At 59.4% G+C, this 22,234-nt stretch carries 22 protein-coding genes; 1 reads left to right on the top strand and 21 read right to left on the bottom strand.

Annotated features, from left to right (window positions below; translation table 11 throughout):
• Positions 1-50: 50 nt before the first annotated feature.
• The 20 genes from VLY20_10860 to VLY20_10765 form a co-directional block, all read right to left on the bottom strand.
• Positions 51-1,544 carry an MBL fold metallo-hydrolase gene (locus tag VLY20_10860; protein HUK57147.1) on the bottom strand — a complete coding sequence of 498 codons (1,494 nt, stop codon included), beginning with the start codon at positions 1,542-1,544 and terminating at the stop codon, positions 51-53.
• Between the two features lie 79 nt (positions 1,545-1,623).
• A complete protein-coding gene (locus VLY20_10855; GenBank protein ID HUK57146.1) occupies positions 1,624-4,173 on the bottom strand; it encodes an RCC1 repeat-containing protein in 2,550 nt (849 codons plus the stop codon).
• On the bottom strand, positions 4,170-4,733 hold the full coding sequence (locus VLY20_10850; GenBank protein HUK57145.1) for a DedA family protein: 564 nt from the start codon (positions 4,731-4,733) through the stop codon (positions 4,170-4,172). The genes VLY20_10855 and VLY20_10850 overlap by 4 nt, the downstream gene beginning before the upstream one ends.
• A gap of 26 nt (positions 4,734-4,759) precedes the next feature.
• Entirely contained in the window at positions 4,760-5,020 is a 261-nt protein-coding gene (locus VLY20_10845; GenBank protein ID HUK57144.1) for a YajD family HNH nuclease, read from the bottom strand.
• 97 nt (positions 5,021-5,117) lie between these two features.
• Complete coding sequence (locus VLY20_10840) at positions 5,118-5,402, bottom strand: GIY-YIG nuclease family protein (GenBank protein HUK57143.1); 285 nt, start codon at positions 5,400-5,402, stop codon at positions 5,118-5,120.
• Between the two features lie 3 nt (positions 5,403-5,405).
• Positions 5,406-5,618 carry a hypothetical protein gene (locus VLY20_10835; protein ID HUK57142.1) on the bottom strand — a complete coding sequence of 71 codons (213 nt, stop codon included), beginning with the start codon at positions 5,616-5,618 and terminating at the stop codon, positions 5,406-5,408.
• A gap of 299 nt (positions 5,619-5,917) precedes the next feature.
• Complete coding sequence (locus VLY20_10830) at positions 5,918-8,287, bottom strand: S8 family serine peptidase (protein HUK57141.1); 2,370 nt, start codon at positions 8,285-8,287, stop codon at positions 5,918-5,920.
• Positions 8,288-8,578: 291 nt separating this feature from the next.
• Positions 8,579-9,430 (bottom strand): cytochrome c, encoded by an 852-nt coding sequence (locus VLY20_10825; protein HUK57140.1) that lies wholly within the window; start codon positions 9,428-9,430, stop codon positions 8,579-8,581.
• Positions 9,427-10,248, bottom strand: coding sequence for an ethylbenzene dehydrogenase-related protein (locus tag VLY20_10820; protein HUK57139.1), 822 nt, complete (start codon positions 10,246-10,248; stop codon positions 9,427-9,429). Before VLY20_10820 ends, VLY20_10825 begins: the two co-directional genes overlap by 4 nt.
• An 80-nt stretch (positions 10,249-10,328) precedes the next feature.
• A complete protein-coding gene (locus tag VLY20_10815; GenBank protein HUK57138.1) occupies positions 10,329-11,054 on the bottom strand; it encodes a cytochrome c in 726 nt (241 codons plus the stop codon).
• A 36-nt stretch (positions 11,055-11,090) separates the two neighbouring features.
• The gene (locus VLY20_10810) at positions 11,091-11,846 is read right to left on the bottom strand and encodes a c-type cytochrome (GenBank protein ID HUK57137.1); all 756 of its coding nucleotides are present in this window, start codon (positions 11,844-11,846) and stop codon (positions 11,091-11,093) included.
• A 75-nt stretch (positions 11,847-11,921) separates the two neighbouring features.
• Positions 11,922-13,676: a cytochrome ubiquinol oxidase subunit I gene (locus tag VLY20_10805; GenBank protein HUK57136.1), complete on the bottom strand. Its 1,755-nt coding sequence runs from the start codon at positions 13,674-13,676 to the stop codon at positions 11,922-11,924.
• A 7-nt stretch (positions 13,677-13,683) separates the two neighbouring features.
• Positions 13,684-14,049, bottom strand: coding sequence for a hypothetical protein (locus tag VLY20_10800; GenBank protein ID HUK57135.1), 366 nt, complete (start codon positions 14,047-14,049; stop codon positions 13,684-13,686).
• Between the two features lie 16 nt (positions 14,050-14,065).
• Positions 14,066-15,142: a cytochrome b N-terminal domain-containing protein gene (locus tag VLY20_10795; protein HUK57134.1), complete on the bottom strand. Its 1,077-nt coding sequence runs from the start codon at positions 15,140-15,142 to the stop codon at positions 14,066-14,068.
• Positions 15,143-15,159: 17 nt separating this feature from the next.
• Positions 15,160-16,089, bottom strand: coding sequence for a ubiquinol-cytochrome c reductase iron-sulfur subunit (locus tag VLY20_10790; GenBank protein HUK57133.1), 930 nt, complete (start codon positions 16,087-16,089; stop codon positions 15,160-15,162).
• A gap of 16 nt (positions 16,090-16,105) precedes the next feature.
• Positions 16,106-16,957 (bottom strand): cytochrome c, encoded by an 852-nt coding sequence (locus tag VLY20_10785; protein HUK57132.1) that lies wholly within the window; start codon positions 16,955-16,957, stop codon positions 16,106-16,108.
• A gap of 43 nt (positions 16,958-17,000) precedes the next feature.
• Complete coding sequence (locus tag VLY20_10780) at positions 17,001-18,509, bottom strand: cytochrome ubiquinol oxidase subunit I (protein ID HUK57131.1); 1,509 nt, start codon at positions 18,507-18,509, stop codon at positions 17,001-17,003.
• Positions 18,506-18,991, bottom strand: a complete 486-nt coding sequence (locus VLY20_10775) for a c-type cytochrome (GenBank protein ID HUK57130.1) — start codon at positions 18,989-18,991, stop codon at positions 18,506-18,508. Before VLY20_10775 ends, VLY20_10780 begins: the two co-directional genes overlap by 4 nt.
• Positions 18,992-19,348: 357 nt before the next feature.
• Positions 19,349-19,726, bottom strand: coding sequence for a hypothetical protein (locus VLY20_10770; protein ID HUK57129.1), 378 nt, complete (start codon positions 19,724-19,726; stop codon positions 19,349-19,351).
• A gap of 119 nt (positions 19,727-19,845) precedes the next feature.
• Positions 19,846-20,241 carry a CBS domain-containing protein gene (locus tag VLY20_10765; GenBank protein ID HUK57128.1) on the bottom strand — a complete coding sequence of 132 codons (396 nt, stop codon included), beginning with the start codon at positions 20,239-20,241 and terminating at the stop codon, positions 19,846-19,848.
• A 235-nt stretch (positions 20,242-20,476) separates the two neighbouring features.
• On the opposite strand from VLY20_10765, the gene VLY20_10760 reads away from it, so the two are divergent.
• Positions 20,477-21,334, top strand: a complete 858-nt coding sequence (locus VLY20_10760) for an NAD(+)/NADH kinase (protein ID HUK57127.1) — start codon at positions 20,477-20,479, stop codon at positions 21,332-21,334.
• Between the two features lie 18 nt (positions 21,335-21,352).
• On the opposite strand, the gene VLY20_10755 is transcribed toward VLY20_10760, so the two are convergent.
• A partial coding sequence (locus tag VLY20_10755) for a hypothetical protein (GenBank protein ID HUK57126.1) occupies positions 21,353-22,234 on the bottom strand: 882 nt, incomplete at its 5' end.

Below are 22,234 nucleotides of genomic sequence, written 5' to 3'. Positions count from 1 at the left end.
GCCCCGCCTCCGGCCACCCGCCGGATGTCATTTTAAAATTGTCGTTTGTATTAAAACGGACGGGGGCCGCCGGTTTTAAACCGTTCCGGCACGCGGAGCATTTCTTCGTCGCTCATCATGGCCATCCGCGGAGGGGCATAGGCAGGATCCAGCTCGAGCGCCTTGGTGAAGCAGCCCGCGGCCAAGTCCTCGCGTTCCATGGCGCGATAACAGATCCCGAGGAAGAAGCGGGCCTTCGCCTCCTCGGCCGGCTCCATCGGAAGCGCCAGCGCCCGCTCCAGGAGCATCATCGCCTCGGTCGGATCGTCGCCGTTCCGGAAGGCCCCCATCGCGTGGTAGGAACCGTAGAGGACCAGCGCCGGCGCATGGCGCGAATCGATCGAGAGCGCCTTCTCGGCCGAGCGGCAGACCTCCTGGAAGAAGTCGGCCCGCTCCAGCACCGAGCCCGCGGCACGGGAGCATTTCAAGAGCAGCCGCCCCCGCGCGACCCAGATCGCGGGATCTTTGGGATGGCGTTCGCATCCCTTGTTGATGATGCCGATCGCGAGATCCACCTTGTTTTCCTTTTCGAAAAATTCGGCCGCGCGGATGTAGGATTGAGGAAGGTCCTCCAGTTCTCTCAAAGGTATGTTGAGGATTTCCGGATCGACCTTTGGAATGGCCGAAGGCTTCATCTCCTGCCAGCCGGTGACGCTTCGCAGGATTCTCAGGATGGCGTAGCGGGGCGTGCCCCAGACCTGCGGAAGGTTCGCGTAGCGTTCGGGGAGCTTCGCCTCGACGGTCCGGATGATCTCCTCGGTCGACCTCCCCTGCTCGTACAGGGGAATGACCTCGTCCAGAAAATAGGTTTGAAGGCCGATGAAGAAATCGATGTCCGCGGGAGCGCCCAGCGGACCGTGGCCCGGAATGATCTTTTCGGGCGAAAGGGACTTCATTTTATGCAGGGTCTTGATCCAGACACGGTCGTCCGAAAGCCCTTCGGACATCACCGGCTGCCCCAGGATCGGAAAACTGCCGGTCATCAGCGTGTCCCCGCTGATGACGCACCGTTCGGTCGGAAGATGGACCGCCATGGCATCGTCCGTCTCGGCCTGTCCGAGAAACAGGATCTGGATCGGAAGCGAGCCTAAGGTCAGGGTCAATTCATTCCCGCAGGTGCGGTCCGGGAGCGCGGGGTCCTGCTCCGGAACGGCAAACCCGCGCGAGCGGAGGAAGGCCCGCTGCCGGAAGCTCCGCCGATGCATGAATTCCTTCGTCAGCTCGCCCGAGATCAGCGTGGCCCCGGCCTCCCGGAAGACGTCGTTGCCGGCCCAGTGGTCCCAGTGGTAATGGGTATTGATCACATATTTGATCGGGGCGTCCGTGACCGTCCGGATCGCGGTGAGCATCCGGCGGGCCATGGGCGCGTTGATCTGCGTGTCCACCACGGCCACGCCCTCCGGCGTGACGATGATCCCGGAATTGACCACGTTCCGGAAGAGGTAGCAGCGGTCCGTGACCTTTTTCAGGCTGCCGTACTGGAGCTTTCCAAACGGATTTTCCATGGCCTTCCAGGATAAGGCATTTGAGCGTCTGGGTCAAGAGCGAACCGGGGATGTGTCGGTTATAAATAATGATGAGGAATTAAAAACCGATCACGGCGACCGGGGTTGCGTAGATGAGCAGGGTCCCGTTGCCGAGCTGGCCGCTGCTGCCGTCTCCCCAACACCTTACCGTGTGATCGGAAAGCACGGCGCAGGTGTAACCCCATCCGGCGGAACTCAACGCGGCATCGGCGATTCCGAATACGCTTACGGGGGTCGTGCTACAAATGGTGGAACCGGAAACGGATCCGGTACAAATTTCAGATCCGGCGCTCGGCGCGACACCGAGCTGTCCGATGTTATTGTTCCCCCAACAATTCATCGCGCCTCCCGAAAGCACTACGCAAGTATGATAGGGGCCTTCCGCAACGGACGCGGCCGTACTTATTCCATTAACCGCCACAGGGCTGGAAGAATCGGCCGTCGTCCCATTGCCCAACTGGCCGTTGCTGTTGTCCCCCCAACATTGCACCGTGCCGTCCGAAAGCACCGCGCAGGTGTGAGCGGTTCCAGTGGCGACGGCCTTGGCGGTATTAATCCCGTTGCCCCCGACCGGTGCGGAAGAATCGGTCGTCGTCCCGTTGCCCAACTGGCCGTTGCTGTTGTCCCCCCAGCACTGCACCGTCCCGTCCGAAAGCACCGCGCAGGTGTGAAGAAATCCCGCCGAGATGGCCTTTGCGGTATGAATTCCGATGACCGCGACCGGCGTGGAAGAATCGGTCGTCGTTCCGTCACCCAGTTGGCCGTTGCTGTTGTCCCCCCAACACTCCACCGTCCCGTCCGAAAGAACCGCACAGGTGTAAGCGGTTCCGGCGGCAACGGCCGTGGCCGTACTGATCCCGGTGACCGCGACCGGCGCGGAAGAATCGGTCGTCGTTCCGTCGCCCAACTGGCCGTTACCGTTGCTTCCCCAACACTCAACCGTGCCGTTTGAAAGGACCGCGCAGGTGTGATACGCTCCCGCCGTGACGGCCGTGGCCGTTGTTGACAATCCCTTCACCGCCACGGGCGTGCCGGAGAGGGTTGTTGTTCCATTACCCAACTGGCCGTTGCTGTTGTTCCCCCAACACTCCACCGTCCCGTCCAAAAGCACCGCGCAGGCGTGATACGCTCCACCCGCGACGGCTATCGCCGTGTTGATTCCGCTGACCGCCGCCGGGCTGAAAGAATACGTATTCTTTCCGTTCCCAATTTGACCGCTGCCGTTAATCCCCCAACAGTTCACCGTTCCATCCGATAGCGTCGCGCAGGTGTGGCCGCTTCCCGCCGCAACCGCCGCGGCCGTTGCCATTCCACCGACCGCGACAGGGATGGAAGAATCGGCCGTCGTCCCATTGCCCAATTGGCCGTTGCTGTTGTCCCCCCAACATTGCACCGTCCCGTCCGAAAGAACCGCACAGGTGTGAAAATCTCCCGTTGCGACGGATGCGGCCGTTGTTGCCATTCCACTGACCGCGACGGGGATGGAAGAATCGGCCGTCGTCCCATTACCCAGCTGACCGTCACTGTTGCCTCCCCAACATTGGACCGTCCCGTCGGAAAGTTCCGCACAGGAGTGTATGGCTCCGGCAGCGATACGGACGGCGGTCGTAATCCCGCTGACCGCCACGGGCATGCTGGAGGGTGTGGTTGTTCCATTACCCAATTGGCCATTGCTGTTGTCCCCCCAGCATTCCACCGTGCCGTCCGAAAGAACCGCGCAGGTGTGATCGCTTCCCGCGGCGATGGACGTGGCCGAACCAATCCCGTTGACCGCAATCGGCGCGGAGGAATCGGTCGTTGTCCCGTCGCCCAACTGGTCGTTGCCGTTGTCCCCCCAACACTCCACCGTGCCGTCCGAAAGAACCGCGCAGGCGTAATCGCTTCCCGCCGCAATGGCCGTTGCGGTATTGATCCCGATGACCGCAACCGGCAGGGAAGAATCGGTCGTCGTTCCATCCCCTAACTGGCTGTGACTGTTTGCTCCCCAACACTTCACGGTACCGTCCGAAAGAACCGCGCAAGTGTGACTGCCGCCCACCGCAACGGCCTTGGCCGTATGAATTCCATCGACCGTCACCGGGCTGGTTCCGCAGGGTTCGACGCCGCATAAACCGGGTCCGGTCTCTGTTCCATCACCGAGTTGGCCGTTACCGTTGTTTCCCCAGCAACGGATCGTTCCATCCGAAAAAACGACGCAGTTTTGCTTTCCCCCGGCGGCGATCGAAATCGGCCTGGTATAAGGTTCAGCCGAGGTCTCGCTCGATATCGCGCTCTCTCCAAAACGGTTCACCGCCGTCACCACAAAATAGTATATTCTGCCGCCGATTAGACCCGTCTGGATGTAGGGACTGGTCACGCCGCTTTGCTTCATTCCGTCCGGTGAAGCGGCATAGTTGCTGCTCGTTATGCCGGAAGCCGAGGCCATGTAAAGGTTGTAGCTGTCGGCGCCGGTGACCGCGTTCCAAGCGATCGTCACTTGGCCGTCGCCGGCGGTTGCGGATAGCCCGGTCGGCGCGGACGGCGGCGAATTGCTTCCACCGCCTCCGTGGCCGCAGGCGGCCAACATGAGGACGACAAATAAAAGAATTATGAAGCGATCCGATTTCATCGGGCACGCGCATCCCGCGGTTTGAGAAGCTGATAGATCCAGACCAGTACCGCGATGCTGAGCGCGATCCAGATCCAACGGCCCCAGCCGTGGAAGAACCGGAAGACCGCTTTCCCGAGGAAATACCCCGCCGTCTCGACCACCGCGGCCCAGACCGCGCAGTTCACCGCCTCGTAAACCACGAAGCGTCCGAACGAAAGCTCGGTCAAACCGAAGGCAATCGCACCGAAGACCCGCGCGCCGTAGAGGTATTGCAGAATCACAATGGCGGTTCCGGGACGGCGCTTTATGATCCCGTTCGCCCGCGAAATCTTTTCACGGAGCAGACCGAAGCGCGGCAGAATGTATCGGGTCCCGAACCGTCGCCCCATGAAAAACCAGAAGAGATGCCCCGTCCAGGCCCCAAGAGCGGCCGTCATCCCGACATACAGGGGATCGAGAAGCCCTTTGGCCGCCAGTATCCCCGCCCCCACCAGCACCCCTTCACCCTCGAAGAACGTGCCGACCAGCACGGCCCACAGGCCGTAGTGGCGGAGGAGATGCAAGAACGCGTGCTCCATCCTCTTCTCCGGTCGACGTGGTATCGCTAATCGGGATCACTTAAATAATCCCCCAATCTCCCGCGGCTGTGTTCGTCCTCGTGGCAGTAAGCGCAGAGGTTTTCCCAGTTCGAGCCGTCGGGAGGGTTGTTCTGATGATTTCCGTCCTTGTGATGAACGGTCAGGAGATGCGTGTTCGTCTCGTCGAATTCCCGCGCGCATTTCGCGCAGATCAGCCCGTGGATTTCAAGCGAGCGTTTCCGGTAATCGCCGCCGGGGCGAGCGATCCTTTTCAATTCCCGCACCATCTCCTCAACCGTCGGCCGCGGCCCCGATTTTCCGGGCCCGATCTTTTTCCCGGAGACCAAACGCTTCCGTCTCATACTCTGCTCCCGATACGCGCGCTCACGCGATCAACTCTTCCTTTTCTTTGCGCGACAGGGCCTTTACGGCCCATTCCCTCTTCAGCGCGTGGGAACGGCTTTCACATGATTCGCGATACACGATCCGCACCGGCCTCCGGCCTCGGGTATAACGAGAGGCCCGGCCGGCCCCGTGCTGCATCAGACGCCGCTTCAGATCGTTCGTGATGCCGGCATAGAGCGATCCGTCGCTGCATTTTAAAATGTACAGGACCCAGGGCCGCTCTCGGCCCCATGCCAATTTAACAAGGTGATTCTGCGCCGACATCCCTCACATCCTATTCGCGCTTCGATCCCGTTTTAAACAACGCAGTATGTACAATCCCACGCCGATCACGACGAATAACGGCAATGCGAACAGACTCATCTTGAACAGATCCACGCCGTTCGTGTTAAACGTCTTCTCCACAGTGAGATACCAGCCCGCGGCGGAAAGCACGGCGAGACAGATCGCGATCATGATGAGGATTAATATCGTACTCAACAAGCTAATTTTCATATTGCGCAGATTTCAACCAGCAACTGAGCTTTACGAATCCTGCCCATTCTATCCAACGCGAACCGATTCTGTCAAAGAATTATGGAGAAAGGTTAATTTGACCGGGGTGAAACAGAACAGGTTTGATAGTGGCGGGACTGCGGAGAACAGGGACGGACTGGATGGACGTCCCTATTCATGGTCTCCATACCGATCAGCAGCCTTCATCCGTACTACATATATAATGATGCAGATCGAATATATTGTTCCTTTTCGGTGCTGAAAACTTCACGACGACCTACTTTTCAATATGGCACAGGGCGTTCGTTCCTTACCGGCCGGGTCGATCGCCTCATGTTTCTTTTGACGTACAAATAAACCAGCATGGACAGCAGGATAAGAAAATCCCCGGCCACGGTTCCGGCGCCCGGACGGTTATCATCGGTAAATTGTATGCGGCCGCAGCCTCCCGTGCTGTTACTGCCAACGATCGCGGGCGGCGCGGGTTTGGCCACCACTTCGGCCGAATCGCCGCTTTCGTTCCCGGCGGTATCGAAGGCCCTGAGCACATAGTAATAGGTCGTCCCGTTGGTCAATCCCTTATCGGTTATCGAAGCGTTCCGGTATGGGATCGAGGCCGCCTTGACGTAGCCGCTTCCTGACTTCAGACTCCGATAGAGGTTATAGCCGTCCAGGTCGAGGTCCGTATTCGGGGTCCAACTCAAAGTCACGTTCTTGTTCCCCGCCTTGGCGGACAAAGCGGCGGGGGCCCCCGGAGGCGGGTTGGGCGTCGACGCAAACGCGGCCCGGACGTCCAGTTTTCCATAACCCCATGCGGTATTGGGCAGCCCGCCCGTAAAGGAATCGGCCGGCTTCGTGTTTGATGTCAGCAGACTCTTAATCTGGTCGGACGTTAACGCGGGGGCCGCTTGCAAGAGGAGCGCCACGGCCCCGGTCACGTGCGGCGCGGCCATGCTGGTCCCTTCCTCAAGAATATGGACGCCGTCCGGATCACGTTGACTGGAATCCCACAATGCCGTATTTCTGGAGAAGGCCGATGCAATCAGGCTCCCGGGGGCGGCCATCTCCGGCTTTTGGACCGATGGGCATTGGGCCGAGTTGCTGCAGGCGCGTCTCGGACCCAGGCTGCTGAAGGAGGCGATATCCCCCAAAACCATCGAGGGGACGGTCCATCGGCCCGATAAGCTGTTCCAGGTATTCTTCGTATTATACGCGGCAACGGCTATCGGCTTGGTCGCCGTTCCGGTATTGTCGAGCGTCAGGCCGGGATCGATATGGGTCGTGAATTGGACATTGTTGGTCGGATCGCCCGAGAATTGAAACCAGCCGTCAAAGCGTCCGTTGGCGATGCCGATCCCGGAAAGGGTGAAACTCCACGCCCCGGTGGCCAGCGGACTCGCGCCTCCGGAGAGGCCGACGACGATTTCCCGATCGCCGTTCAGCGGATTGACATCCATGGACGCAATCTGGATCAGGCCGCACGCCGTCTCGGATGAAAAAGCCGGGTCTCCCGGATTGACGACCGGGGTCGTGCAGGTTCCCTTGCCGACCGAGATCCCCATCCGATCCGCGCCGGTGTACCAGATGTCCAGCATTTCGCCGGGGTCGCCGGAGGGAAGCGTAAACCCAACGGCGGTGCTTCCGTCTTGAACGACCGTCCCGCCGGCGTGAATGTTCTCGTCCGCCTCGTTTCCGGCGGCGGCGACAATGACCTTTCCTGCGCCGGAGGCGTTGTCAAGCGCCCGCTCGAAATCGGACGTCCCGTCGTGGGGGCCCAGATCGCTGCCCAAACTCAGATTGATGACGGAAGGCTTTCCGAGGGCCGCCGCTTTGGCCTGAACGTAGGCGATGCCGTCCAAAATGGCGTCGGTCGTCGCGAGACTCCCGTCCAGGGAGTTGGCGACGATCACGTCCGCTTCCGGGGCCATCCCGACATAGCGGAACGCCGGCTTGCCGTTTCCGGTGGCCGAGCCGTTCCCGGCCGCGATGCCCGCCACGTGCGTGCCGTGTCCGCCGGTGTCGGTTTCCGAACAGCCGCCCGCGTCGATGACGGCCTTCGTGCATTCGGCGCCGTAGCTGAAACCGGAAGGAGGCGTTCCGGTCGTTGCGGCCTGATTCCACAGAGAGAGGATCCTCGTCTTGCCGCCCGCATCCTTGAAATCCCGGTGTCGAAAGTCAATCCCGGTGTCCACGATCCCGACAATCACATTTCTCCCCGTGGCTCCGGTCCAGGCCGGGGGCGTTCCCGCCCGAAGGCCGTCGGCGCCGGTTTCCGGGACGCTGACATCCAGACGGGGATAGACTTTTTTTGCCGCCTCGATGTAAACGATGTTGGAAAGCCGCGAGATCGGATGGACGGCGCCGAGCGGGATATCGACCGTCGCAACGTCTCCAAGGATCGAACGGATTTTTCCTCCAAGGAGTTCGACGCCCGAAAGATCCCCCCGGAAGCGAACGATCGTCCCGACCAAAGGCTCCCGGCTCCCGAGGGGGTATCTCAATTTCGAGTGTCTTTTTGCAATCGTCAGATCGGCTCCCTCCCGCGTGATCAGGGTGAGGAGGGGGTCCATCTTGACGGTTTCCGCAAGACCCGGCGTTGAAACCGAAATCAACAAGGCCAATACGGCAAGGGCGATTCTCTTACGCGGCGTCATTTCGATCTCCGGGGCGGCTCCTATCTATATATACGACCCAGGCCGGAATCTCTGCGCAACGGCGACGACATTCAGAACCGATACGATGCGTTAAAAATGAAAAGGCGCGGCAGGACAGATAAAAACAGTATAGCTCAAATCGGACGGATGGCAAGTCACGTACGGACACCCAACCCGCCGATATTTCGGCAGATACCGGCCGGCGCGGGGGAGGGACTTCGGAATATTCAAGATGGGGAAACGCCGCGCCTTCAGATGAGAAGGCGGGGGCACGAATTACTACAAAACGGTTTACATCGGCCCCTTGCCGAAGGGCGGGCCGGGCGATTCGGCGCTCGTGGCGTGAAGCGTCTTGAGGTACATCACGATCGCCTCGACATCGGCTTCGGGCATGTTGAAGGCCGGCATCTTGGTGTTGCTCCGGAAGGCCTGGGGATACTGGATCCACTGATAAATCCACTTGGCGTTCAGCCGGAAGCCGGCCCGTGAAAGATCCGGCCCGACCTGTCCCCCCTTGCCGTTGATCCGGTGACAACCCGAACAGGAATACTTGGTCTCGTACAAATGCTTCCCCTCCTCCGCCAGTTTGACGCCCTCCGACGAGCCGGGCTCCGGAAAGGCGGGGGCCTGGGGCTTGGTCAGCGCGGGTTTCTTCGACGCGGCGCCCGCCTCGTCCTTGAAGACGATCTTCTCGGCCGTGTTCTTGTGAAGGGTGCGGACATAGGCGACGAGATCCCAGATCTCGTCCTCCGAGAAGGTATATCCCCAATAGGGCATCAACGGCGATCCGCCTTCCTCGTCTTCCGTTTTCTTCTGGGCTTCTTTCCCCCCGGCGGCCGCGGCCTTCTGAGCCTCCGGAAACGCGCCGGCGACCCCTTCGCGGATCGAACGGAAGATGTCGTCGTTCGACAGCCCGGCCATGTACGGCTCGGCACGGTCGGTCAAATCCCGCGGACGAGGATCCATATTCCCGGCGTTGTATCCGTTCCCCTGCCCCTTGGGGCCGTGGCAATGGGAGCAATAATAGGCGAACAGCTCATGGCCCCTCGCCACATGTTGATCCTCGAACAACGAGCACGCCGTCACGGTGATCGTCAGGATGACGCCCGCCGCGACGGGCAGAATGACCTTCGGATAGCTCATGCCGTTCGATCCTTTCTTCGCAACCTCCGGACGATGACCCACTCCACGGCGCCGACCAGGAGCACAACCGCGCCGGTATAAACATAAACGGTGGGGTCGGGCGGAGGCTCGGGACGGAAGTACCACCACGACGTGACCGCCTTCTGGGCCCCCTTCTCGTTGTTCGAGCCGTCCCAAACGGCGAACGCGATGTTTTGGAATTTTCCAAGAGGGAATTGGGCGTCCTCCGGATCGTTGTCGATCAACGATCGCGAAAAAACCACCCGGTATTCGCCGTTCTTATAGGCGCCTTTCCCCTTGACATCCTGTTGGGGCTGAACGGCCAGCGTCCCGAAGCCCTTGGCGGACATGTCCTTCACGGTCTGGTCGGCATTCTTCCAGAACCAGATGTTCACCGGCCCGCCCTCGACCTGCGCCATCGGCTGGCCGTGGGCGAAATGGGCCTTCTTGTCTCCCACCATGAATTCCAGCGCCGCCCCGTCTCCCGGATCGTTCGTCGGATCCTTGTAGATCAGAAGAATCGCCATCTGCCGGTCGTTGTGGACCGATTTGACCTGGATCGCATGCACCGTCACCGAAAAAATGCGCGGCTCCCAATGGACCTGCGCGCTCATCGGAAACTCCACGGCCGGGACCGTGTCCCAGACCGCGGCCGTAGGATCCTCAGCCGGGATATCCCCCTTGATCAACTTGGAGAAGACCACCACGCCGCCCGTCTCCTGGGCCGAGGCGCCCGCCGGAAAACCGCCGATCGCCCACGCGAGACTCAACGCGATCAGAACGCCGGCGATCCCCTGTGTTCGTCTGAACCCTGTCATCGCACCCCCACCCTTGATTCGAAAGGCTCCCGGCGCCCCTGATGCCCGCGTTGCCCGCCGATTCTTATTCAAGACCCAACCTATTCCCACGTGCGGGGCGTATGCCCGGAACCCTCATACTCAAACATGATGATCTTCCAGATGTTGTCGGGCGTAATCCGGGTTTCCCAACGCGGCATGGCCGACTTCCATGGCTGCCCCTCGATGGGCAGTCCCACCCCGCCCTTCGAGATGCGCCAGAACAGATAGGACTCCTGAAGCTGGGCGATCGTTCCGGGATCGTCGAAATTGGCCGGCGGCGGGTTAAATCCCTTGTACTGGGGCCCCTTCCCGTCCAGCTTGATGCCGTGGCAGGGCGAGCAGTACGCGATGAAAAGTCCCTTCCCCGCCAGGACATTTTCCGGCGTGTGCGGAATCGGGTTCGAAAGACCGACGAATTCGGTCGGCGGAGCCGGATGAATGACGCGCTGCTCGATCGGCGGCTCGTCGCTCGGCGTCAGCCGGGCGTAGACCGAAGCCCCCACATACAGGGGAACCGCGACCAGGATGATGACGCGGGCGACCGTGATCCCGATGTTCTCGTTGCGCCATCCGCGGAGAAAAACCTTGATCGGCCCCATGAACTCTTCCATCTTATCGTCGTAGAGCGACAGGTACATCCAGATCGCGACCGTCGCGAGGCCCATGTACAACGAAACGAGACTGGAGGGCAACGGGGGCTTGATCACAAACTTGACGATCACGTAAATGATCAGCAGGATAAGCCCCGCCTTGACCAGCATCGGCAATCGTTTCAGGACATTCATGGATTCGTCGAACCTCCCATCAGCGGCCCCGCGTTGTTAAGGCGCGCCCGCGCCCGGCCTGGAGCCGGCGACGTAGGCCGTCACATCGTTGAAATTTTTGATCGTGAATTCCTGCTCGAAGCCCTGATGGACCGGCTTGGGGTTCGCGGCGACCCCGGCATACGGATCCAGGATCAATTGGCGTATGCTTGCCTCGTCCTTTTTCCCGGCCTTCGCTTGCAGCTCCTCCGCCTTGTGACATTTGGCGCAACCCATCTTGGCAAACACCTTTTGTCCGAGGACCGGGTCCCCGGTCTTGCCGAGGGTCTCGCCCGATTCGGGCTGAACGATCTCCGACGGATCGACCGTCACCTCGCCGCCCTGGCTCTGGATGAAGGAGATGACCGAAAGCAGTTCGTTGTTGTTTAAATCAATGGGCGGTTTGTTGATCACCGGCATCTTGGCCGGGAAGAATTTCGGCGGGCTGAAGGTGTAATCCATGTAAAGATAGGCCTGGGGTTGCGTCACGCTTTCGTAGATGAACTCTCGCGTGAGCTTGCCCCCGACCCCTTGGAGATTGGGACAGCGGGCGGTGGAGCTTGGGCTCAGGGAGTGGCAAAGGGCGCATTGTCCCTTCCCGAAGAACATCTTCTGCCCGATCCGGACCAAGTCCGCCTTCGTCTTGATCAGCGAGGGATCGAATTTTTCCACTTCCGGCGGCAGCGACGCCTGCTGCGGGATCTGCAATCCGATGTATGCAAAGAGAGCCAGAAAGGCCGCAACGAAGAGCAGCACTTTAAAGTATTGTCGCATCGAAACCTTCTCCCTCAACCCCTCGTGTGGACGGCCCGCGGCCGTCTCCCGGCCTCCGGCCCCGTCCGTTCCGGCCTATTTCGCGCGCGCCGTTGCGTGGTCCTTCGGCCCCAGGGAAGCCACCCCGAAGATAAACGACACCAGCAGGAAAAATAAAAACGTGTTGAGCGACATGAAAACCGCCGCGTATCCCAGCGCGGGGGAATAAGCGTACGGGGACGTGTCCCGCATCACGCCGAAGATATGCCAGTACTGGCGCGAAGAAGACCGGGCGTAGCCCATCAGCGTCATCAAAAGGACGATGACGGTGGCGTTCAGGACCAGGGCATACTGCGCCTTGGCCGGCATGACGCCCCATTTCATCTCCTTCGTCGTTTTCGCGCTCTTCAAAACCGCCCCGATCAGCGGCGTGGCCGAGAGCAAAACCGCCAACACGATCAAAACCTGGGAGGTCGAAAAGTAATTGATCCGGATGATCGCCGGCACGAAATAGCCCCAGACCCCCAGGATGATCACGGCGATGGCCGCCAGAAAAAACAGAACATTCACGCCGACGACCGCGCCCTTCGCCCAGGTCACCGTGGCCTGCTTTCCGGCCCGCCAATAAATCAAAAAACTCATGAAGGTGACCAGGATGATGATATTGACCACGGTCATCTTCGCCGACATCACGCCGAAGACGCCCAAAAGCGGATGATGGGTCCCGCCCATCAAGCGGGCCTCCTGAAGGCTCGCCACGAGACTGTGCGGCGTCATCCAGACGCCGAGGGCCAGAACCAGCACGACCAGCATGGCGATGATTTGCTTGCGGTACTGGACGCCCGCCTCCAAGCGGTGGATCAAGCCCAGCCAGAAATAGTAGTTCGCGCCGAGGAATAAGACGCCGATCAGCATCGCCTGAAGGATGAAGAGCCAGGAAAGGAAACCGCCCATCAGCGTGATGCCCATCTGCTGGTTGTATTGATAGATCTCGCGCATCAGCCAGTAGCCGGCGAAGGGCAGCGGCAGCATCCCGAAGATTCCGATGAAATTTCCGACGTAGCCCATCCAGTCGTAATGCTCGCGCTCTTCCCGCGTCTTCGATCCGAGATACCGGATGCCGGCATACGCGCCGCAGATGAAGCCGCCCAGGACGACGTTGGCGATCAAGCGGTGGATGTTGACCGGCCACCAGGTGGGATTGTTCACGGCCGCCCAGACTTTCCCCCAGTAGCCCAACGATTCGGTCAGGACGACAGGCGAGGCCTGGAAGGTGGCCCAGGCGTTCGAGACGATCATGATCAGGAATCCGAAGATGTTCAGAAGAAGACCCAGAAAGAGATGAAGCCATTTGCGGTTCTGCATCGACTCCCAGCCGTACCAGTAGAGGTAGAGCGTGGGCGTCTCCAAAAGAAAAAGCAAACCGTAAATCAGGAAGGTCGGGAAAAAGATGTCGGTCATGTAGTTCCAGAGTTTCGGGTAGAAGCCGATCAGGCAGAATAACAGGATGCCGCCGAAGAGGGCTGTGGTGGCGTAGGCCGAGGTCAGCAGCTTTGTGAATTCTTTGGCCAGACGGTCATAGCGCGGGTCCTTGGTCCGGACCCCGACGAACTCGCAGACCAGGGCGAAGATCGGAACGCCGAGCACAAATCCCGCAAACAGCAGATGGATCTGCGCCACGATCCAGACCATGTTGCGGCTGCCGATCCAGGCGATATCCCGGTACTCGACCGGACCCCCCGATGTCTGCTGCGCCAGAGCCGACGCTCCCGCGCCCAGCAAAAGCCATACGAGAGCGCCTGCCAAACCGGCCGTAAAAAACGGCCCCGATCTCGATCGCCGAGAACTCATAACGGCCTCACTTTTTATTGGTCGTTGTTTTTGCATCGGACTTTTTGGGGGTCTTATCGTTTTTGTCGTTCTTCATTCTTACCGGCTCTTTTTCTTTGTCCTTTTCTGTGTCCTTCTTATCTTTATTTTTTTCATCGGCTTTTTCCTTTTCCAGCCGGGTCAGGATCTCATCGGCCTTGGTCAATTCGGCTTCGGCCTCAAGGACCGCTTTTTCCCCTCTAAAGACTTGCTTGGGTTTGGGCTCCTCCCCGCCGCCTTCATCCTCCCCGATCTTGACGCGCACCGGGAGAAGCAGCCAGGCGGTCAAAATGAACGCCAGGGCGATGGAGAAGAAAACCGTGAAAAAGAGACCTTGATCCCGGGGTGTTTTCATCGTCGCCTTCCATCCGTCATTGCGACCGGCTGGCGATCGCCATCCAGGTCAGGACCCCGATCGCGACCATCAACAGGGCCACCGCGCTCATCGCGAAGGGCCGCTTGAGCGGATGGCGCTCCGGATTCCGGTTGATAAACGGAAGCGACAGCAGCAACAAGACAAAAAGCCCCGGAAGCGCGATCGCGCCCAGAAATTCGCCGAGCTGGCCCGAAAACATCTTTAAACGGAGCAACTGAAACAGAAACAGGAAGTACCATTCCGGCTCCGGGTTGTAATCGGTCGGCTCGGGTGAAGCCTGGTCCAGCAGCTCGACCGGCGATACAACGGCCAGTGTCGCGATCGCCAAAAAGACGCCCGCCATCACCACGATGTCTTTATAGACCTGTCTCGGGAAAAAGTATTCCATCTTGGCCTCCAGAACGGGTTTGACCGCCTTGAAGGGGCCGGCCGGGCCGGCCTTCCGGAAAAAGAAGAGATGAAGGGAAAACATGATCACCAACGCGGCCGGCAGGATCATCACATGAATGACGAAAAAACGGCTCAGGGTCTGAGCGCCGGCCGAGGGGCCGCCCCGCAGGAAACGGGCCATGAAGTCGCCCACGATGGGGGCCTTGTCCATGATCTCGACGCCGACGGTCGTGGCCCAGAAGGCGCGTTGATCCCAGGGCAGGAGGTAGCCCGTGAAACCGAAGCCCATCACGATCAGAAAAAGAAAAATCCCGGCAATCCAGACCATCTCGCGGGGTTTCTTGAACGCGCCCCAGACGAAAACCTGGAGCATGTGGCAGACCACCATGACGACCATGGCGGAGGAACCCCAAAAATGGATGCTGAGAATGAGCCATCCGAAATCCAGCTCTTTTAAGATGTATTGCGTGCTCTGCCAGGCATGATCCGCCGTCGGGGCGTAATAGAACATCAGGAAGATCCCCGTGGTGGCCTGCATGATGAAGATAAAGAGGAGGGCGGAGCCGAAGGCGTACGCATAGCTCGAACCGCCCGGCATCGGCTCGTTGAGCATCTTCGCCTGGAGCGTCTTGAGATCGATCCGCTCATCGATCCAGTTATAGATGTTCTGAAATAACGACATCGGGATTCGGAATCCGTTCAGATAATTCGCACCATGTGATCCTTGCCGGCCTTGAACTCGGCATCGATGATCTCGATGTCTCCGGTTCCGGAAATCCGCATCGGAAGCACATCGAGCCTCCGGGGGGCCGGCCCGTCCAGCACCTTGCCGCCCACGTCATAAATGCTCAAATGGCAGGGGCACCAAAACACCTTCCCGAAGCGCTTGTGATTTTCCTTCCACTTGTACGCGCAGCCCAGATGGGGACATTTGCCGGAATAGACGACGACCGGGTTGTCCGGCGGGTCCACCCAGTAGACTTTTCCGTTTTCATCCTTGTATTCGATCGGTTTCGCGTGAAAGATCTCTTTTCTCACATCGTCCGACATTCGAACCACCCAGTTCGACTTCTGGAACTTCCGTTCGAGGTAGCCTTCCTTGACCGTTTTTTCGAACTTCACCTGCTTCGGTTTGTCGATGTCCGTGACTTGATTGATATTGCCGATCCGGATCCAGTTGTTGTTATAGCCCGGAAACATCGGAAACGTGAGATACCGCAGGACCGGATAGACCAAGGGCAGCGCGAGAACAACGCCGATGGCGTTCGTGAAATTCGTAAAGAACGCCCGGCGGGTCAGATCCCGCTCGAGCGTCGGGACCGGAACGAGGGCCTCGCCCGGAAACACTTCGAGGTGCCGTTCCAGCCCGGCGATTTCGACTTCCTTCACCTGCTGGTAGTTCCCCCGTTCCAACGGCGGGTACTGGCCCATTTGGGACGAGGGGAATCCGAACTGGACCAGGCCCTCCGCAAGAACGGCCTGTCCGTCGATGGGGACAACCCGTTCCGTCCCGTCTGTCTGAACGACGATGTGGCTGACCGACTTGGCGATGGGATCGATGATGACCCGCGACACCTCGCCGACTTCGCGATCGCTGCAGCGCACCTTGGATTTGATCTTGATCGTCATGATTTCGCGAAGGACCTCACGGCTGTTTGACAATCGGCTTGGGGGTGTTGACGCTCGTGTTTTTCAACGTGGACAGATAGGTCGCCAAGGCGTTCAGCTCCTCCTCCGAGATCAGTTCCGTGTAATTTTTCGGCATGAGCCCCTTTTCATACTCCTTATCGAAACCGTCCGCCATCATGAACTTGGGGTTGTAGACTTTCTTCTTGATCATGTCCACCGTCGCAAGATTTCCGATGTTGTCCAGCATCGGCCCGCGTTTCTTGACGCTGCCCTTCCCGCCGATCTTGTGGCAGTTGTAACATTCATAGAGTTCGTAGACCTCTTTCCCATAGGCGACCGGATCCGACGGAGGGGCGCCCGACGTCGCCGCTCTCTTCTTGGCGAGCTCTTCGGCCGTGGGCGCCTCGCCCGCGGTGCTCTGGCCGGTCATGGACTCCTCCAGTTTGGCCAGACGATCCATGAGTTCGTTGGTTTTGTTGGACAGGTCCTCGGTTTGCTTGAGAATCTCCTGGGGCCGTATATCCGGGTGGCTCCGCTTCTTAGCCTCGATGATCATCGCGATCTTGCCCTTCTCCCAGTTGGGATCGAACTGGGGCAGATTGGTGCCGGCCCCGACATAGATCGCCGAGCAAATCACATAGAAGGCCAGGATCGCCAGGACGGCCCTGCCCCCCGAGAGTTCAGGCATAGGCGGGAGATCCAGCAGAAGGAAGACCACAAAGCCCAGCACCGCATACAGAACGAACATGATCCGGAAGACGGTGGGAAAGGCCAGCGCGCCGCTCACGAACCAGAGCGCCGCGCCGATCGCCGTGCAGACGATCAGCTTCCATTTCACGATGTCGAAAAAGCTCTTCTGACCCGTCATACCCTCTCCTTGTCCGTCCCTTTCTCCGTCGTCAAAGACCCGTTCACGATTCTTTGGTTTTCCCCATCCGCAGGCTGAGCCAGATCGCCAGGCTGACGATCGCGAAGAATACAAGGGTCATCGACGTGATCAGCACGCTGGCATGGGCGAGCGTGGGCGTGTAGGACTCGGGCGTGTAGTCCGGAAACAGAATGTAGACATGGAAATATTTCCGCACCAGGGAACGCACCGCGCCCATCAGGCCCATCGTCCAGATGGCCGAGAAGGCCAGGAAGATCAGGACGAACTGGGACGAGAAGTCGATCTTGCCCCATTGAATCGTGCCGCGCTTGATGGCCCGGTTGTAGATGATGTAGTTGATGATCGTCACCGCCACGATCAGGGCCGCCGCCGTGCTCTTCGCCGGCATCAGGGCCAGGAAGCCCCAGTCGGAGGGCAGCTCCAGCGCGTCGGTCGAGGTCGCCTGCGTCGCGGAGAAACCGTGCGGCGTCATCCAGATCGCGTTTCCGAGAAGAATCACCGCAAAGCCGGACTTCACGATCGTGGTGCTGTGGACTCCAAGGAACTTCATGGATTCGATGCCCGAAATGCGCTTCATCGATTGCCAGATGTAGAGATTGCTGGCCATGAAGATCAGACCGACCATGGCGCCCTGCATCTCGAAGTACATCGAAAGCTGGTCGGCCATCATGTACGGCCCGATCGAAGCGTCGAACTCGAAGAACTCGGCCGCCAGAATGTAGCCGGCCAGCGGAAGAAGCAACAGGGCCCCCACGCCGATCAGATTCCCCACGAACCCCATCCAGTCGTAATACGCCTTCTCCTCCGGCGTCTTGGCGAACATGTACATATACGCCGCGATCAGCCCGGTGATAAAACCTCCGAAGGTCACGTTGCCGATCGTGCGGTGAAGATTCAACGGCATCCAGCTGTAGTTGTAAATCGAATCCCAGAGCGTGGCGGTTTCGATGGGATGGGGCGGCGTGTTCATGAACGAGGTCGGGGCGTTGATGACCACGAGCGTAGTCAGTCCGATGATATTCAGCAACACCCCGATCGCCACGTGGCGGCCTTTTTTCGGCCCCGAAAGCTTCTCCCACGTATACCAGTAAAGGTAGAGCACCAGCGTCTCGAGGATGAAAAGAAGCGGGTAGATGACGGCGAAGATGGGGAAGAAATGGCTCACCATGAAGCTGGTCAGGTTGGGATAGAGTCCCACCAGAAACAGGATAAACAATCCTCCCGTCAGCGCCGTCATGCTGTACAGGATCGTCGTGACCTTGGTCACTTCTTTGGCCAGCCGGTCGTAACGGGGATCGTTTTTACGCATCCCGATCCACTCCGAGATCACGACGAAGATCGGCGCGCCGAGAATAAACGCCGCGAAAAGAATGTGCATCTGCGCCGCGACCCATACAAGCGACCGGTTCTCGATCCCCGGGATCGAATACGCCTCCGGCTCCGGGACCTGAGCCAGACCCGCCCCGGCCAACAACGCGACACCCGTCAGACCGAGGAGAACCGCGAAGAAGGTCAGCCCGCGGCGTTTCATTTGGGCGCCCCGGCCTCAGCCGGCGGCGGCACGAAATCGCTGTGCGCGGAGGGCTGACCGCCGTGTGAGAAGGTGTGCTCGAAGGCCATGACCTTCCAGCGATCCTCTTCCGAAAGCTTTTCCTTCCAGGCCTTCATCTTGGTGTTCGGCACCCCTTCTGAAATTCTCCAGAACCAGAAACTGTCCGAAAAATGTTTTATATTCTCGGCCTGGCGGAAATCGCGTGCGCCCCGTTTGACCGGCTTGCCGTCTTTTCCGTGACAGCTGGAGCAGTTGACGTCGATATTCGCCTCGCCCATAAAAATTTTCTTTCCCTCTTCAACGATCTTCGGATCCGCCCACCAGCCGTCGGGCATATGCTTGTCGGCGTACTCCGCCGGAACCGGAGGAAATGCGACGGGGTTCTCCCCGCCTCCCGAACACGCGGCCAAGAAACCCATCAGTCCCATGATTCCCAAAACGTATACCGTCCTTCTTTTCATGATCAACTCCCGCTCCTTTCTGGTTCGATTGTAGGGGCTTGCGTCGCCGCCATCATCTGTGGGGGCCCGTGCGGTTCGCTATCGCGAATCCTCCGATGCCCCCACGCCCCGCGCTCGGCCTGGCAGAGCCAGATCCTCGCTTTCTCCACCCACCTAATGCGGGATGGAGCCTCCTCTCCGCCCTCGCCTTGCTCGCTGAATAGATACTTAACGAAGGCTTGCGGTCATGACCCATAAAAAAACGCCTCCACCCTCACGGTTTATGGGGGAAAGCGTCTTGACATACATCGGCCCTAAATATGGCTCGTTCCTCCGTGCCCTCAACTTGAGACCCAACCGTCCTTTCACCCGCGACGTCTATGAGGCCGGACGCCTCCGCCGTCGAGACCGGAGCCGAAAAATAACAACGACCCCCGCCCCCACGATCAGGACCGTGCCGATCATCACCGGGATACCGACCCCTCCGGACCCTGGAAGGCCGGTCCCCGTTGCGCCGAAATCCACACGGGCTTTCCGAACGGTGACCTTGTCGTTCGGATCGAACTCGGCCCGGACCGTTTTCTGCTGATCGAGGGCCGTGACGATGATCTCGTCACCCAAATCGGTATTGTGGAGATGAAGCAGCGCTTCAAAAGCGCCGTCCCGGTCGGTGAAGGCCGTCATGCCTTCGTCCAATCGGGGATCCACGACGATGACCTTGGCATCCGCCACGGGACGGCCTTGATCATCGCGCACCGTGCCGTAAATCGCGAACCGGTGGTCGTTTTCATGCGTCGCGAAGGCCTGCGACGGGATGAGGAATAGAAACAGCCAGACTCCCCATCCCCAGGTCCGAAGGCCTTCCGGCTCATCCCTCAGGAACTCGGCCCTCCCCCGCGGCTGGAAAAGGACCGCAGGAGATCGCGCATCGAGATCATTCCGACCACCTGTCCATCCTGGGTCACGGCCAGATGGCGAATGCCGTTCTCCACCATCTGAAGCCCCGCCTCCTCCACGTCGGCGTCCGCTTCGATGCTCATCAGGGGAAAGCTCATCACCGCGTCCACCGTGGTGATCTGCGGACTTAATCCCTGGGCCACGACCTTGTGAACGATGTCCGTTTCGGTAATGATCCCGAGGATCTGATCCTCTTCCTTGACGAGGAGACTGCCGACGCCGTTTTTTTTCATCAAATCGGCCGTTTCTTTGATTTTATTTTTTTTAGAGATGGTAAACAGATTTTTGGCCATCATGTCCTTGACCTTGACCATAATGCGCGATATGCCTCTATTCTGGTGGCGGCCTTTCTCGGAAGATCCACCGTGGAAGGCGTGATCCAAAAGTTGAGGGTCGTATTTTTAACATAAAAGACGACACTTGTCAAACATTTTTTACGGGGATTTTCCGAGGCACAACAGGGTTGCGTTGACAAAGCGGCGCAACGTGTCTAAAATAATTTGAAACGCTTGTTTCATCGATACTTACCGGAACCCGGCGGACGATCAAATGAAGAAAATCGGAATCATCGCCAAACCGCAGAACACGCATGCCGTGAAGAAAATTTTGGACGAGCTTCTTCCCTGGCTGGCTCAGCAGGGAAAGGAAGCCGTTTTGGACACCGACACCGGATCGATCGCGGGCCTTGCTTCCCCCCATCAGAAATCCAAAGTGCCCGACTTGGTCGAAATGGTGATCGTTCTTGGCGGCGACGGCACGCTTCTGAGCGTCGCCCGCCTGGTCGAAGGGACGGACGTCCCGATCCTGGGCGTGAATCTGGGGGGCCTGGGTTTCCTGACGGAGGTCACGGTTGAAGAGTTGTTCAGCACGCTGGGAAAGATCTTCAAGAACGAGTTCGTGACGGACGACCGCCTGATGCTGAAGGCCGTCGTTCACCGGCAGGGGGAACGGGTGGCCCAGTCCCTCGTCTTGAACGACGTCGTCATCAGCAAGGGAACCCTGGCCCGGATGATCAATCTGGAGATTTTCATCAACGGCCAGTTCGTCACCGCGCTTCGGGGCGACGGGTTGATCGTGGCCACGCCGACGGGTTCGACGGCCTACTCCCTTTCGGCCGGGGGGCCGATCATCTATCCATCGGTCGAGGCGATGGTGATCACGCCCATCAGCCCGCACACCCTGACCAACCGGCCGATCGTGATCCCGAACAACATCCATGTGGAGGTCGTGCTGAAGACCCGCGAGGAGGGCACGACGGTAACCTTCGACGGCCAGGTCGGCTTCTCGCTGAGACAGGAAGACGTCGTCGAGATCGAGACGGCCGAGAGCAAAATCAAGCTGATCCGGTCGCCCCAACGGAATTATTATGAAGTGCTTCGTCGAAAACTAAAATGGGGGGAGGGATAAAACCCCCGCGGCGGGCTTTTAGGAAAGTCTCTTGCGGGTGATCGCGGACAACATCTGCTGGTTGGTCGGAAATTTAAACTCTTCGATGATTCCCCGTTTTTTCCCCTCTTCCTCTTCCATCTCCATGAGCAGCCGAAGCTCGTCCTTGCCGACCGCGTCCGGCTGCCGTTTTTTGATGAGCCGTCTCAACGCCTGGAATTTCGCCTCGATCGCGGCCGGACCCAACGGCGCGCGGGCCGCCAGGTAACGTTCGAGGACCTCGCTGCACCAGTCGCCGTCCCGTTTGGCCACGCCGACCAATCCATCGCTGGCCTTTCGGGCCCAGCCGGTGAGGAAAACGCCCGGAAGGACCTGCCCGGTCTGATCGTCGTACGCCTGAAACAGCGCGTCGTCCGGATCGTTTTGGGTCCGCTTGGGGTTGGTCAGGAACGATCCGTTCTTGAACGGCAGGCCGAGCGTTTCATCCACGCGGTCGCCCACCGCGAAGATGACGCTGTCGCAGGAGAATTCGCTGTGCGTCTTTAATCCAACGGAAGAGAAGTCGTCCCCCTTCGCCTCCAGCTTCGTGTCCTCCAGCTCCAGGCCGCGGACGCGATTATTCGAATCCGTCAGAACACGGCGGGGCGAGGAGAGGAAACGGAAGCGCAGCTTGGTCTCGCTGCCCGCCGGCTCGCATTTGGTCATTTCTTCCAGCATTCCGGAAAGGATCGGGTCGGCGTTCTGACCCGCGGCTTCGAGTCGTGAACGGATGCGGGTGAACTCCCCGCTCAGATCCTGCCGATCAACGTTGGAGCAGACCGCGCGAATCTCCTTTGCATTGTACTTTCGCTCCGCGGGGCCGCGTCGCGCGATGGCCGTGACCTCTTTCACCTTTTTATAACGGATCAGCCAGTGGGCGAT

Source organism: Nitrospiria bacterium, assembly GCA_035517655.1.
In the GTDB taxonomy this organism is placed as follows: domain Bacteria; phylum Nitrospirota; class Nitrospiria; order JACQBZ01; family JACQBZ01; genus JACQBZ01.
The sequence above is the reverse complement of the archived record's forward strand: the minus strand, read 5'-3'. Positions and strand labels throughout refer to the sequence as shown.

Bases quoted from the DNA above. Each gene is read 5' to 3' on its own strand.
- VLY20_10860 (HUK57147.1), bottom strand. From the start codon at position 1,544: ATGGAAAATCCGTTTGGAAAGCTCCAGTACGGCAGCCTGAAAAAGGTC.
- VLY20_10855 (HUK57146.1), bottom strand. From the start codon at position 4,173: ATGAAATCGGATCGCTTCATAATTCTTTTATTTGTCGTCCTCATGTTG.
- VLY20_10850 (HUK57145.1), bottom strand. From the start codon at position 4,733: ATGGAGCACGCGTTCTTGCATCTCCTCCGCCACTACGGCCTGTGGGCC.
- VLY20_10845 (HUK57144.1), bottom strand. From the start codon at position 5,020: ATGGTGCGGGAATTGAAAAGGATCGCTCGCCCCGGCGGCGATTACCGG.
- VLY20_10840 (HUK57143.1), bottom strand. From the start codon at position 5,402: ATGTCGGCGCAGAATCACCTTGTTAAATTGGCATGGGGCCGAGAGCGG.
- VLY20_10830 (HUK57141.1), bottom strand. From the start codon at position 8,287: ATGACGCCGCGTAAGAGAATCGCCCTTGCCGTATTGGCCTTGTTGATT.
- VLY20_10825 (HUK57140.1), bottom strand. From the start codon at position 9,430: ATGAGCTATCCGAAGGTCATTCTGCCCGTCGCGGCGGGCGTCATCCTG.
- VLY20_10820 (HUK57139.1), bottom strand. From the start codon at position 10,248: ATGACAGGGTTCAGACGAACACAGGGGATCGCCGGCGTTCTGATCGCG.
- VLY20_10815 (HUK57138.1), bottom strand. From the start codon at position 11,054: ATGAATGTCCTGAAACGATTGCCGATGCTGGTCAAGGCGGGGCTTATC.
- VLY20_10810 (HUK57137.1), bottom strand. From the start codon at position 11,846: ATGCGACAATACTTTAAAGTGCTGCTCTTCGTTGCGGCCTTTCTGGCT.
- VLY20_10805 (HUK57136.1), bottom strand. From the start codon at position 13,676: ATGAGTTCTCGGCGATCGAGATCGGGGCCGTTTTTTACGGCCGGTTTG.
- VLY20_10800 (HUK57135.1), bottom strand. From the start codon at position 14,049: ATGAAAACACCCCGGGATCAAGGTCTCTTTTTCACGGTTTTCTTCTCC.
- VLY20_10795 (HUK57134.1), bottom strand. From the start codon at position 15,142: ATGTCGTTATTTCAGAACATCTATAACTGGATCGATGAGCGGATCGAT.
- VLY20_10790 (HUK57133.1), bottom strand. From the start codon at position 16,089: ATGACGATCAAGATCAAATCCAAGGTGCGCTGCAGCGATCGCGAAGTC.
- VLY20_10785 (HUK57132.1), bottom strand. From the start codon at position 16,957: ATGACGGGTCAGAAGAGCTTTTTCGACATCGTGAAATGGAAGCTGATC.
- VLY20_10780 (HUK57131.1), bottom strand. From the start codon at position 18,509: ATGAAACGCCGCGGGCTGACCTTCTTCGCGGTTCTCCTCGGTCTGACG.
- VLY20_10775 (HUK57130.1), bottom strand. From the start codon at position 18,991: ATGAAAAGAAGGACGGTATACGTTTTGGGAATCATGGGACTGATGGGT.
- VLY20_10765 (HUK57128.1), bottom strand. From the start codon at position 20,241: ATGGTCAAGGTCAAGGACATGATGGCCAAAAATCTGTTTACCATCTCT.
- VLY20_10760 (HUK57127.1), top strand. From the start codon at position 20,477: ATGAAGAAAATCGGAATCATCGCCAAACCGCAGAACACGCATGCCGTG.